Here is an 18929-nt window from a genome sequence, read left to right as displayed (position 1 = left end):
TGGAATTTAATCCTTTTTGCTACTTACCGCACTTCACCTCCCCATAGGAATTAAGCTCACAACTCTCACCTTCTTCACCGCACACCACTTTACCATTTCTGTCTTTCACGCATTGTCCGGCGCCACAAAACACTTCCCCGTATTGATCTTTGGCACAACCTCCTTCTGGATAGGTAGAACAAACCACAGTGCCATCACGGTTTCGTAAACATTGGCCAGGGCCGCAAATCACCTTCCCATAACGGTCTTTGTCACATCCACCATTTTTATAAGGGGAGCACACTACATCAAGATTACTGTCCCTAAGGCAAGTACCTTTCCCACAAACTACCTCACCATATTGGTCCTGAAGGCACTCTGCGGAGGCGGCAGCAGCAAAAGCCATAAAAAGGTAAAGTGCTAGAATTCGAAGGTTCATTTGGATATACAAGGTCAAACGATTTATTATTAATTATAGCCGTTCATTCCATTTTTCAGACTGAGACATCCAGGCCACCGTTTCTCATAGGAATTCTCTAAAAACAATAAGGGCTACAAGCGTGAAACAATAGGCCTATAGGCTAACAAAACATCACTCAAAAAAGCAAAGCCATAGAGATTTGATTAAAGTATTGGCCATCAATTAAAAAAGAATGTATGTGTTTGCCTTCTATTACAAAACCCATTTTTTGATAGAGATGCATGGCTCGCAAATTGTCTTCGCGCACTGCCAATTCAATACGGGTAAACCCCCTTTTCTTCGCCAAAGAAAGGGCTTCCTTCATTAACTCAAGACCAATCCCATGACCTCTATGCTCTTTAAGAACCCCGATCCCAAGCGTACCCACATGGGAGCAGGCATGACGGTTTGATCCCACAATATCACACCAGCCAATGACTGTATCACCAGAAACAGCAACCACCTGCGGCCAGGATTCTTTGATGTTGTTTAAGACAAACTCATGCGACATTTCAAAAGAAGGAGCATCCAGGAATGCTAAATACAATTTTTCACGCGCCACACTGCCTACGGCTTGGCGAAAGGATTCAATGTCTTTTTCGGTTATGGGTTTTATTTTGTAGTTCATAAGAATTATATTTATATTTCCATAATTTTCGTATATTTATTGTGGCACCTAAATTTAAAAAGTTACATGGCACTAAATATGTAAATTTATCTTACTCAAATTTTTTATTTTCACAAAACGATGGGTTTACGGACTCCTAAAGTTGATGTTCAAAAATTTGTATTTCAATGAGAAAAGCAGTTCGAATCTCTATACATTAATCAAGCTTCATTTTAATCTAATCTTAAGCAACCGCTCTATTGAAAAGAATTTTTGATTAATATTCTTTTTCAAGGATTATATTCTATATCCATTATTTTCTGTTCAGGGTCAATTTTATTTGCTTTAAAGAAGGATAGGCCAGAGGTGATAGCCTCTTTTATAATCAAATGACTAAGCTCTGGTAACAAGCTAGGCTTTGGTGGAAGATCAGAGTCTAAATCTATTGGATAAAGAGCTTCTTTAGCTTGGCATAGCCAGTCAATGTATGTGTTCTTAACAACGTATTTTCTAAAGGCTTCAGGTAATAAAGCACTGACTCTGGCAACTTCCTTATCATCATTACTATCAATGACAATCTGTCTAAGACTAGTACATCCATCAAATGCAGAATGTTCAATGCAGGTGATACCCGTGGGTATCCAAATAATGAATAAGTTGGTACAACCATAAAATAAATAGTTACTAATTTTAGTAAGTCTTTCTGGTAAGAAAATACTAACCAAATTAGTACAACCATAAAATGCAGAGACTCCAATTTCTTCAATACTTCGTGGTAGAGTAATAGTGGTTAAATTTGTGCAACGCCAAAATGTTGCACTTTTAATATCAGTAATAGTTAAGGGTAGAAATAGAGTTCTTAAATTGCTACATTGATAAAAGGCTCGTGAATCTATTTTGGTAATTTGTTGAGGACAATTAAAATTTCCATTTTCTAAATCATCATTGTCTACTTCTTCTAAAGTGTTATCCTTAATTTTCATTTAGAAAAATCCTTAAGGTGCTAAATCTAAATTTTGCAAGGCTGAAGATTGAATATCTCTAGCTAACCATTTTTTAAACTGAGATTTGAGGTGAATCAGTTCCTTTACTCTTTTTTGGAATAAAATCTTGAGAGCATTTAAATCGCTTCCCACTCCTTGCCCTTGGGCAGAATCATCCCCTACGGCATGCCCTCGTCCACACTTATATATTGCAATATGGCTACCTAATTTAGAAGTTGCTGAAAACCAATATTCATCTTGATGAGTTTCCCAGTTAAAAAATGTTTTTGAAGATTTGGGGCGAGAATTAAACTGGGGAATAGGCTTGAAAGGCATATTAGAACAGTACTCAATTACAGCATGCATAGGGAGAAGTTTTTGGACACCACCAACCCGTTGTTTCCACTGCATATCGACCGCACGCGAATCTACAATAGCCTGTAGAGAGTTAACCTGTATTTGCAGTTCTTTAATAATGGTGTTTTCAAAATCAAAATGTTTTTCTGTGAATGAATGTCCGTTTAGAGTATAAGTTACCCCTTGCGTGGTCATTTTATTATATTGAAAAAACAATATTTCTAATATTTCATTTCCCATTTCATTCTCGGTAACGCATTGAAACATTATTTCCCACATGTAATAATCTAACGCCCAAAGCGCGTATTCAAAGGCACTCACCTCAAAAGCCCGGCCAGAGCAATCCGTTACCATACCTCGTTTACACATTAAGCCTAAATTATTTTTTAAAATATTTTCGATTTCGACATAATTACTACGTACAACATGGTGCAACAGCTTCATAACATCCGTGAAGGGTTTAAATAAAGTTAAATGTCTTCGGGATGTACTTGCATAATTTATTAATTCGGATTTGGAGGAATATTTTTCTATTTCAGGTAGAGAGTCTGGCACTAAATAATCATCATTTAATTCAATTTTTTGCTGCATTTTCTTTCCTAATACTGTGAAAATACTTGAAATAATAATCTAGAATATTTTCGAATAAATTCATTAGAAATTACATGAATTCAATAGGTTAACATGAATTTAATATATATAGAATTAACTAAGCAGAAGCATTTCTCAAATTGAAGGTACTCCCAGCAATCCTCCTCGCAAGATGCTTCAACTGTTGAAGTGATACACGGTGTTGTAGAGCCACCTAATTTTGCCAAAGCGAAGAAAAATTATAAAATTATCATGGAAATAAACACTATTTAAACTGCAAACTTATTCATTCTATCAAGTGACCTTCAAAAAAGTCTGATTGCTTTCCAAAAGCAAACCTAAACTAACCGATTGAGCTCAAAGCCACTAAAAACAAATTTGCCTGTGAGCGCAACCTATTTGCGACAGAGGATGGCACAATTAAGGAGTGGAGGTATGTTGAGGAAGTACCAAAACTACCTGGAGTAAATGATTTTAAAATTTTACGCCAAGTCCATGATAGGGTTAGAGTGCCTCCACATGGTTATGACAATCTCTTGTGTGCGGTGATTACGGAAGGAGAAACTTTTCAATGCGCCATGGATTTAGCTGAGGCTGCTTTGAACGAAGTACATTGTGTTTATGAGTAAATTTTTTGATGAGAAACACCAATCTATGAATCATGGACATCGTCGGGCATTCTTTGCCCGACCCACAATCAGAATACCTTTCCTGTATTTAATGTTCCCTGACGATCTTCCTTCTCGTTTGCCTCAGAGGTGGATAATTGGGCTAATTCATTTTTTAAATGGATGATTTTGATGATTCTGGATTTGGCTTCATACAAAGGTTGGGTTGAGGTACTAAAAAATCCAGGATGGGAAGTAAACGACAAAATGTAACAAGCTAAATTCAGAACTGATTTTATAAAATCTAAAACATACTCGTATCCGGCTCTATTTCCATTGATTTGTTCAATAGCCTCATCCACATTCCTGAAAAAATTACTTAAGATGCGCTCGGTTTGTTTTTGACTTAATCTATCCTTGCTGCCAAATGCTTGATTGAAATGATCCTTGATAAAATAATCTAACTCTTCAAATATTTCTTTGAGTTTACTATATAATACTATCTTGGTTACAAGACTATGGGGTAATTGTTTTGACTGTGTTGTAAAATCTCCCCAGAAAAGGACTTTCTCAAAGGCATCTTGATCTTTACGAGATAGTTTATTCCTCTCTAAATCGAGTTCATTTCGAATCTTTTGTAATATTTCTTGCTGAAGTTCAGATTCTTTTATAAAGCAACTGTCAATTTGTGCCCTTTTTTTTAAAACGTCTAATTTCAATGCGGTCATTTTTATTCCATAAATAGCTATTGAGAAATATCCCATAAAGACCAGTCCATCCGTTTCAAGGAGACAGGAGACTCACCGCGAGTTGTCAGGATGGAAAAGTACCAATGATCGCTGCGTATCCTATCGATAAGAAAATTAAAAATGAAATGGAAGATTTGTATGGTGGCTATACAATTCTTTTATGTGTTAGGTTCTATAACCTTGATGGAAACAACGTGTCATCCAGGATATTCATTCTTCATGCGATCTTTTCTAAAGAAAAAGCTTTTTTTGAGGGTTAGTTAATATGTCAACGAAAAATCGCTCTATCCTTGTGAATAAATGTCATATCACCATTGTAAATCAAAGTTATTTTCCAAAGCGAACAAATGATTTCCAAATTGAATATAAATTAGCTGCGATAAAGTGCTAAAATATAAAACAAATAGTTAAATATCGGAGTTGTTTCGTGATTATTGGTCCTTATTATTCCACTGATTCAGGCTGGGTTCGATTTCGCCAACAAGGAAATCATATGGTCGCAGAAACAGCAAAATCTCCTGAAAGTGCCTGGGAGACTAGTCATAAGGAGTACTGGGACGTCGAAGATTCGGAATCAAAAAAATCTTTTCGGTTTCTTCTCAAAGAGGGGAAATTATTTCGCATTCATCATGGGGAAGAAGAGGGTGTTTCTAATACTTTTCGTGCATTGATTGATGGGCAGCACCTAGAATGGCAACCCATGGATGCATTCGCATTAGACGCAACAAACAGTCATATAGGGGATTATTTTGCTCTAAACGATCTGGATGATGAACAAGTAAGTTTAATTTTAACTAATATGTCGTTAACTGAATTACAAAAGATAGGTAAGCTGAACAAGCGTTTGTTCCATCTTGCTAACGAACAGATTATCCCAAAAATAACCGGTATTGGAGTTCCTCAATTTACGGGTTATGACGAAAAAATAGGAAAAGATAGTGATGCAACTCAACTTTTTTGGAAGCATAATTTTGAACGGCATTTCCCTTATTATAAAGTAAATGGAAATGTGAATTGGCAAATTGAATTTGAGCAAACGGCCACGAGGGATTATCAGCAGCTTAGTCCCAAAATGCGTCGATTATTTTCCTTGGCTAAGGAGGGAGATGCTCACTCTATTTCTGAGCTCATTCCAACGCTTACCCCTGAGGAAATCATTCAAACCGACGCCAATGGTTTTGCCTTGGCTTATTGGTTAGTACGTCAAGGGTTACAAGATCAAGCGGACTTCTTTTACCAGCAAGTCAAAACCTATCAGTACCAATCCAAACTAGGAGAAGAAAATCTTAGAGTACCTCAATGGGCTGTAATTTGTAACCAGGATCCCTCCCTTTATGGGGCATTCACACCGAGCCGAACTTCAGTTGATGAGGGAAGCTTGTCCCAATTAGAGTTGGCAGTGAAATATGGCAATCAAAAATGGGTTGAAGATCTCATTACGCGGGGGGCAAAATCGAAAATCATTTTTGATTTAGCTGTAGAATTTGGACACTACGAAGTATTCAAATATTTATTCAATCATTTAGAAGTAAAAGGAAAAGTATACAAAGATAAAACAATTTCACATTTTAAAGAAAGTATACTACCACTTGCGGCTGAAAAAGGGCGCACCGCAGTGGTTCATTTACTTTTAGAGAAATACCCATACATGTTAAGAGAACCAGAGCAAATCAAAGTACTTTTTAAAAAAGCAGTACTTGGTGGTAATGAACATTTAATTGAATTATTCGGTAATCTATTATTACCCTTTGAATTCGAAAACGACTCCCTAGAGGTTCTAAATATTCTCAGAGAACAACCTGATTATAATATCCATGCAACGTTAGCAAATGGACTGACTCCTATCCAACTTGCTGTTGATAGTGGTGCATATAAAGTGGTAAAACAACTGGTTGACTTGGGAGTTGATTTACATCAAAAAGACAGTCGAGGTAATTCACTCCTGCATTTAGCTGCGCTGAGTGAAAATGATAATAAAAAAGAAAAAATTGCAAAGATTGCAGATTTTTTAATAGAAAATGGATTGGAAGTAGATGCAGTCAATGATGAAGGGAAGACCCCATTGTACATAACTTTCACGGGTCTTCGATCATCTTTGAAAAGACCAACATTCTTTCGTTTACTTTTATGTGGCGGTAAACTGGATAGGGAAATTATAAAAGCAAAACCGTTACCTGAGGGGCCAGAGGCAGAATACCCGATAAATCAGGTGACAGACTATTTGTTCAAGTTCCGTTCATTTCTAGGACGGATTTTCAATGATAAAATTCCAATGGATTTTTCAATCGGTGGTCAAAATGCTGCGGTAAGAAAAATTTTTAATGAAAATCCCGAAATGCCACGGGGTGAGGCAATTTTCACTATTTTACTCAGCGATAAGGTTGATCCTTCTTTACTTTCCAAACTTGCGAAGAAAAAAGGCAAGGAAGAGGTTGTGTCTTTTCTTAGAGCATTGCCTGCCCAAGAAGAGCTGGCTTATATAAACAGCATCCTGGATGAGCAAAATGATCATGCACTAAAAAGTTTCTTTCATGTGCAAAGAGGTTTGTTAAAGCCCTCCATTGAGAGGGGTCAATTATTTGTTCTGAAACAAAGGCAAAAGGAGTTAACTACATCCACTTCTGAAAGAGTAGAGGACAGAATTAAGCCCAAGCCACTACATAAGATTGATAAAGCTTACGTCAACGTGATGTCTATTTCCCCGCCAACACGTGAAGACAATATAAGGAAAGTCTTACAATTATTAGATAGCGACCTGATGAAAAATCAAGAAGGGTTTACTCCCCATATCATTCGCGAAATAAGGGAAAAAATAGAAAGAATCGATCCTAAAGAAACTTTAACTGTCGTCAGCATCCTGAACGAAATTAGGGGAGTAATTGCCAGCATGGATGAGAAAGGAGATGAAAAGAATGATATTGTAATTTCTGTATTAGATGTTTTCGCAAAAAAAGAAAACAGCACTTTTCAAATAATTCGAGATAAATTAGAAGCGATTCCAGAATTAAGAATGGGTCACAGAAATAATTTTTCCTAAACTGATGGAAGTATTTAATTTGCCATCCAATACGTAAGAAAACTGTTTGTGATAAATTTAACTCTTATCTATACTTGGTGAGTTTTTTTTAGGCCACCGAGTTCGATAATGTTTCAGAGCCAGTTTTTTTCCAACCTTCCTATAGATATTGCAATACCTATATATTCGAAATTTGACCCCCAATTTTTATACCATCAATGTCGCTTAATTGATAAGCGCCAAGCGTTTATTGCTACGTTAACTTTATTGAGAAACCAGGAAGCGAATGCAGCTTTTTATCAAGAAAAAGTTGTCGCAAGTTTATGTAGTAACAATAATCCTGTTCTCAGTTATGCATTATCATCAACAGGAAATCGTCAGCATTTAATTTGTTGTTTAACTGGATTTATCAGTAATCCTTGCATTGATTTTAAAAATAAATTTCAAGCCTTATTTATCTTAAGTAAACTTAAAGAGCAGGCCTTTGAAATGAGTCCAAAGTTAACTTCAAGAATAAAGATGATGTTAAAATACCCTGCTAAAAAAAATACACAGGAAGCGTTAATTGTATTATCTAATGTAGCTCTTTGTTTAGACCCAACAGATGTGGCTGAATTTGTTCCTGAGGTGAGCAATATACTTACAACATATTCCAACATACATGTTTGTCAAAAGGCTATAGATTGTTTGACAGCGTTGATCCCTCGATTGAAACAAGCCGATTTGAGCACATTGATGCCTTTAATAGCGCGGAAGCTTACTCATATTGATGAGACTGTTCGCCAAAAAGCATTGGGCTGGATTTGCGTGTATGTATCTTATACAAAAGCAAATGATTTAGCTCTGTTTGCGCTGATTAAAAATCATTTAAATGATGATAATCGGGCTGTCCGTGATGCCGCTTTAGATTGTCTTACCGCATTTGTCCCCTTTCTCTTGTCAGAACAGTTCATTGAATTATTGCCTGGGGTGGTAAATCAGCTTATTGAGAAGGACAAGAGAATCAACAAAAATGCATTACAGCTGCTGAAAAAATTATGCCATCATTTACAACCTTCTGATTTAAAAACGTTTCTGCCACTAATAACTGCTCGACTTAATAACAAAAACCTGTTCCACCGTCTGCAGTCATTGATATTATTAACCCTGATTGCAAACCAATTACAGCCAGAGGAATTACTTCCTTTATTTTCACCTTTAATAAAGCAATTAAGAGATGCAGATACCAACGTTCGTAAAGCAGCATTCGAATGTTGGATTACATGTTCCTCCCATTTTACCCAAGCAGATTTAAACAATCTGATACCTTCTTTAATAAATCAATGGGTTCACGAAGATGAAAAAGAGCCCTCACGACAGGTTTTAAAAGCTTTTATTTCCCGTCTTAATCCATCCGAACTAGTCCATCTGGTTCCTCTCATAACTACCAGACTAACGAATGGTACTGATGGGGTTCGTGCAGCAGATATAGACTATTTCTCTATTTTTTCGTCTTATATTACGCCAGAAAACCTGAGCACTTTACTTCATTCTTTAACGATGGGTTTATCCAATGATGACGAGAATGTGTGTATTTTAAGTTTAAATTATTTGAGTAATTTAGCACCTTATTTGCAAAAGTCAGATATAAGAATTTTCCTGCCGCTCATCGCAAATAAACTAGACTTGCGAACCTTTACTATTGGAACACACTACAGATTGCAAGCGGCACTGAGTTGTTTGAATACTCTTGCGTGCTATTTAGAACGAGCGGATTTAATGCCTTTCTTCACTCACTTGTTTGCTTTATTAAATTCTTCTCCCGGTTATTGTGAAACAGAAATTTTTGATTGTATCGGTGCATTAGCCCCTTTTTTACAGGAAGAAGATTTAATCTCCCTTTCTCCTCTCATAGTGAAGAATTTAAAACACTGGCATAGCGAAGTTAAAGAAAGCGCTACCAGAAGTTTGATCCAAATCGCAGCGTGTTTAAAACCTATGAATTTAACTGTCTTGCTGTCTCTTGTGATTTCGAATTTGGAGGATACAAATTGGAAAGTGACCCGAAGCACGCTATTTTGTTTAAGTGCATTGATACCTTATTTGGATGAAGGGCACCAGGCCATGTTTCTAAGTGCTATAAAATCACAACTGAATGACGACAGTTTCCAAATACGTGAGGGCACTTTACAATGTTTGTCAGGAATGGGTTCTTTCTTGACCTATGAGGATTTAGGAGAACTTGCGATGGGGAATCAACTAAAAGATCCTGTATTTTATGAACAATTTTACAAATTTGTTAATCAAATAATCAGCATTAAAAATATCAGCCATCAGGAAATTGTTAAGAGATTGAAATTATTTGAGTCCTATAATGATCCATCAATCGAAGTATTTTTGTCTCATTATAATAATCTTTTGAGCGAGTGTCATAACACGGCTATAAATTCTAAATTTCAAGCTTAATCCATGAACTGGAGTCGTAAAATCGTGTAGTTATTTTTTCAATGATGTATCTCAATTGTTGCGGTAATCCACTCTCAACTCCGCTACTCACATAGTGAGGCTCTATGAAATTTTTTAATATCTTCGAATTGCTTTAAATGATTTGCAAACCGGGCTTATTGAATATAGGATTTATCCCTTTTAAAACAGAGGCTTACGAGATGTCGCTTTTTTTAAAGTTCGGTTTGTTTGGTTCAGGAATTGGTAGTTTGGTTGGGTTGGGTGCTGGCGCTTATTATGGGGGTGCGCTATGTGCTGTAGGAGGCGCTGCATGCGGAATCATCCTGGGTCCACCTGCTTTACTTATCGTTGCCATGGCTGTAGGTGCAGTCTGTCTGGCAGTGGGCGGTTGTTGCTATTTGGGATTACAATTAATGAAGGCACTATTTGCTGGAACTGTTGTCGCTGCCCAGGATACTCTGGAGTGTTGTATTCCCTAATCTGTCTACGACTGTTGATAGTTCATGACCAAGCGACAGCTCAGGTTAGGTTTAAAAATTTATGTGCAGGATATTCAAGATCCTGCTGATTCGCATGTATCATACAACTTGTATTTAAACCAGAAGAACGGGCCAAGATGACAGAAGAAACACAAAGAGAGTTCATTCAAAATAATCAGGAGTTGATTCAAAAATTTCTTGAGGAATCAAAACCTCTGGAAGATGAAATCAGTGCCAGCATTCAAGCAACGATTGCCCAATTTTAATTGAATACACGCATTGAATTAAACAAACGCGCACAGGGGCAACAGTGGATTAGTACGGAAGACATCATACAGTCCCAAATAACCGTATTAAGGCGCTGTATTGTCGATTTGGAGCAGTACCATTCAACCCTGCGGGGTGGGGAAACACTACAGTAGCGCCATCACAAGAGACTTAAAAGCGGTTACCCCATAAAGTCTTTTTGATGGAATGAATATGTTTTTAGTCGGGTAATTTGTTACCCGACTGCATGGAAAAAGCATCAATAAAGGGGGGTTACATTTTAAATTCTGATGGTAAAAGGCTCACTCTATCCTCAGTATAAAATTGGTTTATTTTTTTAATAAACACATCTTTCGCTTCACGCGCTTCTTTCTTACCAGAAGCCACTGCGGCACTGGTAAAAAATGCAATTTGATAACGCTGCTGGAGTTCCTTTTTCGTATTGGGCATTTGGGGTGCAATAATTATTTTCTTTCCATTGGCAAATTTCACAGTAGATGTGCTTTGCTCGTTTTCAGTCAATAAAGTCACTAAATCATGTAAGTTTTTAATTTTTTGATTGTTGACTTCAGTGACGCGATGGCTTTCACATAATGAACCTCGATTGAGGGCAAAATTTTCATATCCGTCTGTATCTTCAGAAGCCAGAATATGATGTAACACCACAATTTCATATTGCTCCTCATCTAAAGCAGATTCTCTAAAATCTGCAAACATAGGGGGCATGTTCGAATAATCGGTTATGGTTTTTTGGGCGGTGGCATAATTCGATTTATAAGTATCCATTAATGCCTGGGTGCACTTGACGAAAACAAAGCCTCCATTTTTCCCGGAGGGTTGGATGTGGTATTTCAAAGGTTTGCCGTCTTTAGTTCCAAATAGACTACGCCCCAATTGCTCATTTAATCTAACCTCGATCTTGAGCGTTTCCAGCTCTCCATCCAGATTTTTTCTTTGTACCAGAAACTCCATGTTGTCCATGTATTTCTTTCTTTGGATTAAATAGAGAAAGGATATAGGGTACTCCAATTCTTTTACTTCAACATTCCCATTGGACAACATGGGATGGCCATCGATTGCAAGAATCACATCTCCCTCTTGTAATTTTTTAAATGCACAGGAGCTTTTGGGTACGTGAGTGACATAAATCCCTGTCAGCTCTTCCTCTAAATCTTTACGCTTCATCCCGACATCGAGTCGTAATGCTGGATTTTTTAAAGATTGCCATTGGAAGGAAACCTGAGGCACTGTAACATAATCAATGCATGCTGCATCTTTCAGTTTTTTGTACTTTTCATAATTTTCTATCACATGAACTATCGTACATGCAGGAATAAAATAGCCCACATTACTTAGGCTGGTGTTTCCCTGACTCACGATGCCCACGCAAACTTCTTTATCGTTTACTTGTACGGTAATGGGACCTCCACTATTGCCTGGATTAATTGGCGCACTCGTTTGTACGGTAATTCCGGGGAGATGTGAAAAAGCAACTTGCGAAATTTCAGTACGGGAAACATGGCCTTTAGTGACAGATATTGTTTTACCGCCAGTAGGATATCCATAAGCATTGACTTCGGTAGACGAAGCTTTAAATTGGATGTCTATTTCTAATGGATCCATTTTTTTTAATATTAAATCACTTTCTTCAGGGGTTGTAGCTTTGAGGATGGCAACATCCATCACTGGATCGACCCAAACTGCACTGACAGGGGTTTCATGTGAACCCTGATTGAATTTCACTTTTAAAAAATGGGCATTGGCTACAGCATGGGCATTAGTGACCAGATAAACTGTTCCTTTATAGGTTAATACGGATACTGTGGCACTTGATTTAGAAGGCGCGCCGATTGACCAGGCTGTTGTGTAATTAACCGATTGTTTTTCTGCTTCCAGTTTGAGTGTTGCATTGTTTCCCATAATTGCCCTGCAAAGAATTAAAGTTAGAGGTGGCGATTGTTTATTTAAATCTCAAAAAAATCAATATAGATGCAATTATTTAGTTGGAAACTTGATAAACCATAACTATTACACGTAGTTGTCTTTGAACATGGGACAAAGTCTGGAGGTAATTCATAGCGTACGGGCTCTGAATTCATCCACTGATTCCTAAAAAAGCTAAAATTAGATGTGACAAATTCATAAGCTTTGGATACGGCACTACTACTGACTCCATAAATTTCCGCGGTGTTGGTGAGCTGCGTCTGACTCAAAAACAATCCACCCTGCCTATTTAATACTCCCATAAGCTTGCATTCGTATAATGGACTTAGATTTTTATTAACCATTTTGGTCATAGTTTAAGTTGTAGGGGTGTAAATTATGCAAGAGCGGAAAGAGGGCAGCGTATCTTCGGATATTCAGGAGATGCAAAAGAAACTCGATTATTTAATGGCAGAATGCGATCTGATGACTAAGAAGCATGAGAACACTTCGATATGTACTGAATCTACAAAAAGAATACAGGAAATGTTGGTCAGCTGTCAGAATTTTATTAGTAATCAGGTTAGTGAGCTACAAAAGGATTTAGAGATAGGACAAGAAGACATAAAGCAAGAAGTCGTAGAACGGGTTGAGAAGGCTGTTGTTGATAAAGTTTGCGATGTATTGGCTGAAAAAATCCTCAATCCAGCTGAAGAAACCATTCAGGCCTTAGATGGCGGGATCAGTGAGATTCAAAATGGTATCAAATCAGTGACGCAAATTCTGGATACCCAAGACAAGGGTTTTTTTGCAAGAACTCTGGAAAACACCACTAATTTCATTAAAAGACAAAAAGATTCTGTGATGCAAATGCATGCGCAGTTTCAAGAAACAGGATCAATTAAATCCAGCTTCCAACAACTGTCACAGAGTATTCCAGCAGTTCAAGAAAAAGCAAAAGAGTTGCTCTTGAATCCTGGTGAAGAAACAGTAAATTCTGCCATTAATTCCGTGAGTAGTACTGCAAGTTTACTCATGCGTTATTTAAATGATAAATGCGATGAAACTGTGGATATTTTAGACAAAGAAAGTGAAAGGATTGAAAAAAGTGTGGCACACCATGGGGGCGTTTGCGGTTATACCAAAAGCCTGGTGAAAAAAGTAGACTCGTTTGCAGAACAGACTACAGAGAGAATCAATCAATTAGATAGATTATATAGTTTTTATCAAAATGCATTGGAACTGGGACAAAAAGTAGAGGATTCATTACATGCGTCTTTGTTTTCGGACGACTCCGCAGAGAGCAACGCATTAAATAAAAAACAATCTTCTGTCGATGAAAGTACAGTTGATCTGCTTGATCAAGAATTGCTATTAAGAATTTGATATTTGAACAATTCACAAATTAGCGCATTCATTTTGAAATTTCTGGTTGCGTAGCAACCAGGCCACACTGTTCTGAGTCCAAAATTTTGATCTTGATTACGGGCTTCCATTAATTTAATAGATATCTAAATCAGGGCTATTGCGCACTGTATCCAACGTAGTTTTTATCAATTTATCTTTTTCCGCCATAAAAGTATTTAGCTTCGGAGGTAGTCCATTGGAGGCAAGAGAATGTTTTAGAAATTCACTGGCATCGGCTTCATGGAAACCCAAATAAAAATCATGTACTTTTTCATTTGGATCCACAGATAAATACAACCATTGCCCTTTAGTTTTGTTTTCTATTTTTTTTATCTGTAAGATGGCTGATAAATCTTCTTTTTTAATGGAGAGTTTTTTCCAGCCTTTTGTATAATATAAATGTTTGAGTTCGTAAAAATCATCCTGGGTTAGCGACAAGTTACGATCCTTGGCGAGTTCTTGTAATTGGGGAACATTTAAAAAGAACTGGTCATACCATGAGAATAATAAGGGGCATAAATGCGGAGCCCAGCTTTTGTTTTTCTGATACCAAATAAAGTGAATCAGGTCCTGTAGCATATCTAGTAAATTATATCCCTGCATTTATTTTTTATTCCTTATGGTATGTAAATTTGTGCCCTATTGTTAATCATAGACTTGCCATGTTATTTCATGGTTGCGAGCAACCAGATTAATCTTGTTTTTAGTCACGATTAGGAGGGATTTTTGTTTCCCTTAACATCGGTAGCATCTGTTCGCAGGGCCTCAGTAAAAGAAAAATGGCCGCCAGGATGAATGCTTGATTTCTCCTCAGAAAATAAGCCCCATTGGTTTTTACCCAGCAGCGGATGGGGGTTTTCTATGTCTTTTTTCAGGAGGTGTAGGGCTTCATGTAACAAATCTTCAGGAAATGAATGAAGCGGGGGAAGGAAGGGAAACCCGGCTTTATTGATCAATAAACCAATTTCGGGGCGGGACGCCAGAGATCCATTTAATTGGTTTCTCATTTCTTTTATAGATAAAGAGGAGATTTGCAGATCGTATATCATACTTGCCACAGTCTTTAATGCTTCTTCACGTGAACCTTCAGCATCAAATTCCACATCGTGAATAAAATTCATATTAATGGCTTTCTCAAGCAAACCGGGAACATCCACTGGTGACCTGTCTTTATGTTGATAGAGCTCCTGACATAATTTTTGTAACAAGATAAAATAAGTGACTAATTCATCTTCATTTAACTGCCCAAAGTCATTAGTGCCATACTTATCCGATGCCAATTTGTTTGTGATGTATTCCACCAGACTGTTTTTATTGATAAGGTTGGTTGGATTGAAGGCCAAGTCATTGATTATATCCCGCATAGATATTGCCATAGCTCTCACTTCATTTGACTCAGAATCGACAATTTTTTGTAGCGCGGGAATCATGAATTGCATTAAAAAATCATATTCATTTTTTTTAAAAGCGCTCGCGCCAAAACAATGAAAAAATATATCATGTAAAGCAAACGGAACAGGACCAGCTTGAGATTGATGAATCCTCTTGGGATTTGACTTGATATAGGCAGAATGTATGGTTACCGGATGTTTGTTCTGACTATGGAAATGCTCGTACAAACTCATAATCCCCACATTTCCGAAACAAGGGGTAATTTCTATTTGCCGTTCAGGATTTAGTTTTTTCAACAACCATTTTGAAAACGCGATTGAGGGAATAAGCACGTATTTTTGACTGCTGTCTGAGTGTATCTGTAAAAGAGGTGAAAACTGTATGTTGGTGCGCATCATACCGCTCACATCATCATTTTTTACATGAGGTTTATAGGGCATGCCAATTATCCAACCTTCACTGCCCGATACGGAATTAAAATAATTGACAATCTCTCGAGCGGAAATATGATGATCAAAAGCTGCTTCAATGTGTTCTGCATAGTTCCTTAATAAAGAACTGTCTTTGCTGTTAAAAACATGGGTTTTCCCCCAATCCAGCCTGCGCGCATCTGCATGTTCCGGATGGATTAGTTGTTTTTCACTAAATTGCATCAAGACACTGATGTAGAGGTATCCTGTTAAAAATTTCTCTTCGCTAATTAAATGTTCTCTTAATAAATAAATCAAATATAACTGGCAATTTGGATCATCAAAAATGGCATGGAGGGAATCCCCATCATCTAATGCCTTTTTTAAAACGAACGCCCCTTCTTTTATAGAGGACCCTGCCAGAAGGGAAGCTTGATTTACCAGCGTACTTTTCTGGATAAATTTCATTAAAATCTGGAATGAGCCTAACGATTCAGAGATTGATTTATCTTGCATGATAATGACTCAGAGGGGATTATGTTATTAAGTATAGCTTTGAAATAGATTGAGGAATATTTGAAACTGAATTTTAATTTCTCCTATAATCAAGTCTTTGTTTTTGCAGTGGCTCTAGGATTAATGTATGAAATTATTTGTCATTTATATCGGTGGTTCCCATCCTCAATCTTTAATCGAGCTTCATGATATTCGATTCATCGTTGCAGAACATTTAGAGGAAACTTATGAGTTACTTAAAAAGAGTTGGTGGGGGACTCCAAAAAGTTTACATATTGATGCCTGGGGCATTTTAACACAAGCCGATGGCTATGATATTTCGTTTACCGAACAAGAAACGCACAATCCTCAAAATTTGTTTTTTATCAATTTAGGCGGATATGATCCCACGATGTTTACAGAACTGCATAAGAACATCTTCGTTGTCGCTGAAAATGAAAATATGGCTAAAACAAAAGCCCTGGCGCAAATCAAATCCTGGAGTTCAGGACATCGCGATTATTTATATGATATTGAACACATCGTCAGCATCGCCTCCACTTTACCTCAAAATTATAAAATGCAACTCACGCCGAAAATTGTAGATAAAGAATTTGAGTTTACTTGTTGTTATTTACCCCTGGGTAGAATTTAATTACGTCCCTGAAACGAAACCAGAACTCTTTTAATCATCCTAAGGCCGTGCTAATTTCTTCAATTCAAATGATTTAAATTATAGGAATTTTAGTTCTATGAGAGGCAAACAATTAAGTGAAGTACTAAAACAACTAGAGCAACTCAATGTCATGGGACTACATGATTTAGTTCAAATGAAAAAATCGCTTGAAATCATTGATGAATTACAAAATCCAAACGATAGAAAAAGATTAAAAAATGAAATTTACGCCAGGCAAGTTCATTATTATGCAAGTTTAATTGAAACGATTAACTTAGGAGCAATGGCCTTTCTATTGCTGCAGGGTTCTTATGATGAACTGCCCTTTTTCTTTTTGAAAATTTTAATGATTGAATGTATCCAGGAAAGTCTTCAAAATAAATTACGCCAAAATAATTTTAATTTTGAATCGATCTCCCAAACGATTATGGAGGCGCCAAAACAAATATTTTCTTTAAAATTTCCTGATATCGCAAGGAGTGCTGGCTGCAGTACTTATGGTTTTCTTCAATCCAATTTAAGTTTTTTCTACCGCAAAGTCATTGCTCCTGATGAAGCCAGGCCCAATCATCTGGCTGAACTAAATCATTAAAAATATCAGCAAACGTCAGGCTTAAAAATCGGGACCCTTATCTTCTTCACCAGTCAATTCGCCTTTTACGGTATTTACCATATTAGATACCGCTTGATCTGGCTTACTGAAAGTATTGTTAAAAAATCGGCACACAGGTCCAGCAGTGATGATATCCCATATTTTATTAAGAAAATCTCTTTCAAACCATGAGGGTTCATTTTTTAAAATTTCTTGATAGGTATTATGCATCATTTCTTTCACAGCTGGGGTAAATGCTTCACTTTGATCGGCAAAAAGTTTCATTTTTTCTAGAGCCCCTTTTCTTTTTTTAACAGCCTCCAGGTCTCTGTTTCCATAAATTCCCTGTTCTTCGGTGATAAGCTTCTTAAGGTAGGTTTCATAATCTTGAACAATTTCCCTTAGACGCAGAATGCTTTTATTTGAGGTTTCAAGAGGGGCTTCAAGGGACATTTGTGGAATGGTTAATTTTGCGAATCGTTCCTGATGTTCGAAACTCGAAGCCATATGTACCATAAAATTCCAATCTTCTTTGGGATGGAGGCCAAAAATATGGGTCAGTTCATCGTTGCTGTTATAATCGCGGTTTGCTTGGATGAAGTGTTTCATTTGTTCTTTAAAATCTCTGTGGTAGTCAAGATTTTCATTAAAGTTTTTGAAAGGGCGAGTACGGAATTTAGTTAAATCTGGATGGACTCCTGTAGCAATTAACACGTGTTCATCGTGTACTAACTTCTCATGCAGGCCTAATATTTCCAACACCGCTTTTTTTTCTGATCCAAATGTTGTCCTTGATGCATCAAAACGGCCGTAACATTCGATCAAGGTTGATATTTCCAATTCTTTAAGTGATTCGCCGTATATCTGTTCTTTGTAGACTAGCATTGCTCTTTCTATGACAGCTTGAGGAGAAAAGGGGGATTTGGGGTCATAGTCAGTAAAATATTCCTGCGTCGCCACGGTCAGGGAGTGGCTAAAAAGTTCTTCATGTTGTTCTTTGATTTGATCTTCGAAATAGAGGCATTTGGCTTTCCTTTGTACATCTTCTAATCGCGCATTGCTAGGAAGTTGGGCTTGGGCTCTCTTGAGGTAGGATTCGCCAAATTTTTTTATATTGTCCTTTTGTGCTGATGGGTATCCTCCCAGGCAACGTTCACAATCTAAAGCAAGCGCAGTATAGGCTTGATTTTCACTTAATGAGGATTGTTCTGTCTGCAGCATTCTGATTTGATAGTTTAACCAGCGAAGCTTCATTGCAGCCATATTATTAAAAGAAGGACCACTATGAAATTTTTTTTCCCGAGCTAAAATTTCTCGATCTGATGGGGAAATTTTATCCATTAAAGCCTTTAAATGCCCTAAACGGTGTAATCTATCTTGGAGTGTGGTCATAGAAACCTCGTAAGTTTCTCTATAAGCCATTATATCAAGTTCTTATTAACAAAATATTAATGAGGTGTGCACACTATGAGTGTGCATTCGAATGGCAGTTT

The 18929-nt window shown here is 37.1% G+C and carries 17 protein-coding genes; 8 read left to right on the top strand and 9 right to left on the bottom strand.

The genetic code is table 11. The features are described from left to right. Window positions 1–19: 19 nt before the first annotated feature. From BU07_RS0101165 to BU07_RS0101150, 4 genes are all read right to left on the bottom strand, one after another. Complete coding sequence (locus BU07_RS0101165; RefSeq protein WP_133134448.1) at window positions 20–418, bottom strand: hypothetical protein; 399 nt, start codon at window positions 416–418, stop codon at window positions 20–22. A 157-nt stretch (window positions 419–575) separates the two neighbouring features. Then, complete coding sequence (locus BU07_RS0101160) at window positions 576–1067, bottom strand: GNAT family N-acetyltransferase (protein ID WP_031562825.1); 492 nt, start codon at window positions 1065–1067, stop codon at window positions 576–578. A 269-nt stretch (window positions 1068–1336) separates the two neighbouring features. Next, complete coding sequence (locus BU07_RS16925) at window positions 1337–2029, bottom strand: leucine-rich repeat domain-containing protein (protein ID WP_051635434.1); 693 nt, start codon at window positions 2027–2029, stop codon at window positions 1337–1339. Window positions 2030–2041: 12 nt separating this feature from the next. Then, window positions 2042–2830 carry an F-box protein gene (locus tag BU07_RS0101150; protein ID WP_248616614.1) on the bottom strand — a complete coding sequence of 263 codons (789 nt, stop codon included), beginning with the start codon at window positions 2828–2830 and terminating at the stop codon, window positions 2042–2044. A gap of 497 nt (window positions 2831–3327) precedes the next feature. On the opposite strand from BU07_RS0101150, the gene BU07_RS17840 reads away from it, so the two are divergent. Then, entirely contained in the window at window positions 3328–3606 is a 279-nt protein-coding gene (locus BU07_RS17840; protein ID WP_162173974.1) for a hypothetical protein, read from the top strand. A gap of 68 nt (window positions 3607–3674) precedes the next feature. Here BU07_RS17840 and BU07_RS0101145 read toward each other — a convergent pair whose 3' ends face one another. Beyond that, the gene (locus BU07_RS0101145) at window positions 3675–4313 is read right to left on the bottom strand and encodes a hypothetical protein (protein WP_031562819.1); all 639 of its coding nucleotides are present in this window, start codon (window positions 4311–4313) and stop codon (window positions 3675–3677) included. 448 nt (window positions 4314–4761) lie between these two features. On the opposite strand from BU07_RS0101145, the gene BU07_RS0101135 reads away from it, so the two are divergent. From BU07_RS0101135 to BU07_RS17775, 4 genes are all read left to right on the top strand, one after another. Then, the gene (locus BU07_RS0101135; protein ID WP_031562816.1) at window positions 4762–7371 is read left to right on the top strand and encodes an ankyrin repeat domain-containing protein; all 2610 of its coding nucleotides are present in this window, start codon (window positions 4762–4764) and stop codon (window positions 7369–7371) included. A gap of 108 nt (window positions 7372–7479) precedes the next feature. Then, the gene (locus BU07_RS0101130) at window positions 7480–9795 is read left to right on the top strand and encodes a HEAT repeat domain-containing protein (RefSeq protein ID WP_031562814.1); all 2316 of its coding nucleotides are present in this window, start codon (window positions 7480–7482) and stop codon (window positions 9793–9795) included. A gap of 137 nt (window positions 9796–9932) precedes the next feature. Further along, a complete protein-coding gene (locus BU07_RS0101125; protein ID WP_031562812.1) occupies window positions 9933–10274 on the top strand; it encodes a hypothetical protein in 342 nt (113 codons plus the stop codon). A gap of 137 nt (window positions 10275–10411) precedes the next feature. Then, window positions 10412–10540 carry a hypothetical protein gene (locus BU07_RS17775; RefSeq protein WP_278030595.1) on the top strand — a complete coding sequence of 43 codons (129 nt, stop codon included), beginning with the start codon at window positions 10412–10414 and terminating at the stop codon, window positions 10538–10540. 274 nt (window positions 10541–10814) lie between these two features. On the opposite strand, the gene BU07_RS0101115 is transcribed toward BU07_RS17775, so the two are convergent. Further along, window positions 10815–12461 carry a S1C family serine protease gene (locus tag BU07_RS0101115; RefSeq protein ID WP_031562810.1) on the bottom strand — a complete coding sequence of 549 codons (1647 nt, stop codon included), beginning with the start codon at window positions 12459–12461 and terminating at the stop codon, window positions 10815–10817. Window positions 12462–12863: 402 nt separating this feature from the next. On the opposite strand from BU07_RS0101115, the gene BU07_RS0101110 reads away from it, so the two are divergent. Further along, complete coding sequence (locus BU07_RS0101110; RefSeq protein WP_031562808.1) at window positions 12864–13850, top strand: hypothetical protein; 987 nt, start codon at window positions 12864–12866, stop codon at window positions 13848–13850. A gap of 114 nt (window positions 13851–13964) precedes the next feature. On the opposite strand, the gene BU07_RS0101105 is transcribed toward BU07_RS0101110, so the two are convergent. Together BU07_RS0101105 and BU07_RS0101100 are read right to left on the bottom strand one after the other, a co-directional pair. Further along, a complete protein-coding gene (locus tag BU07_RS0101105) occupies window positions 13965–14474 on the bottom strand; it encodes a hypothetical protein (RefSeq protein WP_031562806.1) in 510 nt (169 codons plus the stop codon). Between the two features lie 110 nt (window positions 14475–14584). Then, window positions 14585–16189: a hypothetical protein gene (locus tag BU07_RS0101100; RefSeq protein ID WP_031562805.1), complete on the bottom strand. Its 1605-nt coding sequence runs from the start codon at window positions 16187–16189 to the stop codon at window positions 14585–14587. Window positions 16190–16316: 127 nt separating this feature from the next. Here BU07_RS0101100 and BU07_RS0101095 point away from each other — a divergent pair, with 127 nt between their 5' ends. Further along, window positions 16317–16823, top strand: coding sequence for a DUF1543 domain-containing protein (locus BU07_RS0101095; protein ID WP_031562803.1), 507 nt, complete (start codon window positions 16317–16319; stop codon window positions 16821–16823). A gap of 97 nt (window positions 16824–16920) precedes the next feature. Continuing rightward, complete coding sequence (locus BU07_RS0101090) at window positions 16921–17436, top strand: hypothetical protein (protein WP_031562801.1); 516 nt, start codon at window positions 16921–16923, stop codon at window positions 17434–17436. Between the two features lie 21 nt (window positions 17437–17457). Here the strand turns inward: BU07_RS0101090 and BU07_RS0101085 are convergent, their stop codons facing one another. Next, the gene (locus tag BU07_RS0101085) at window positions 17458–18858 is read right to left on the bottom strand and encodes a hypothetical protein (RefSeq protein ID WP_031562797.1); all 1401 of its coding nucleotides are present in this window, start codon (window positions 18856–18858) and stop codon (window positions 17458–17460) included. Window positions 18859–18929 lie beyond the last annotated feature (71 nt).

This window comes from Legionella wadsworthii DSM 21896 = ATCC 33877 (assembly GCF_000701265.1).
Lineage (GTDB): Bacteria > Pseudomonadota > Gammaproteobacteria > Legionellales > Legionellaceae > Legionella > Legionella wadsworthii.
Note: the sequence above shows the minus strand (reverse complement) of the source record. Positions and strands in the feature narration are given on the sequence as shown.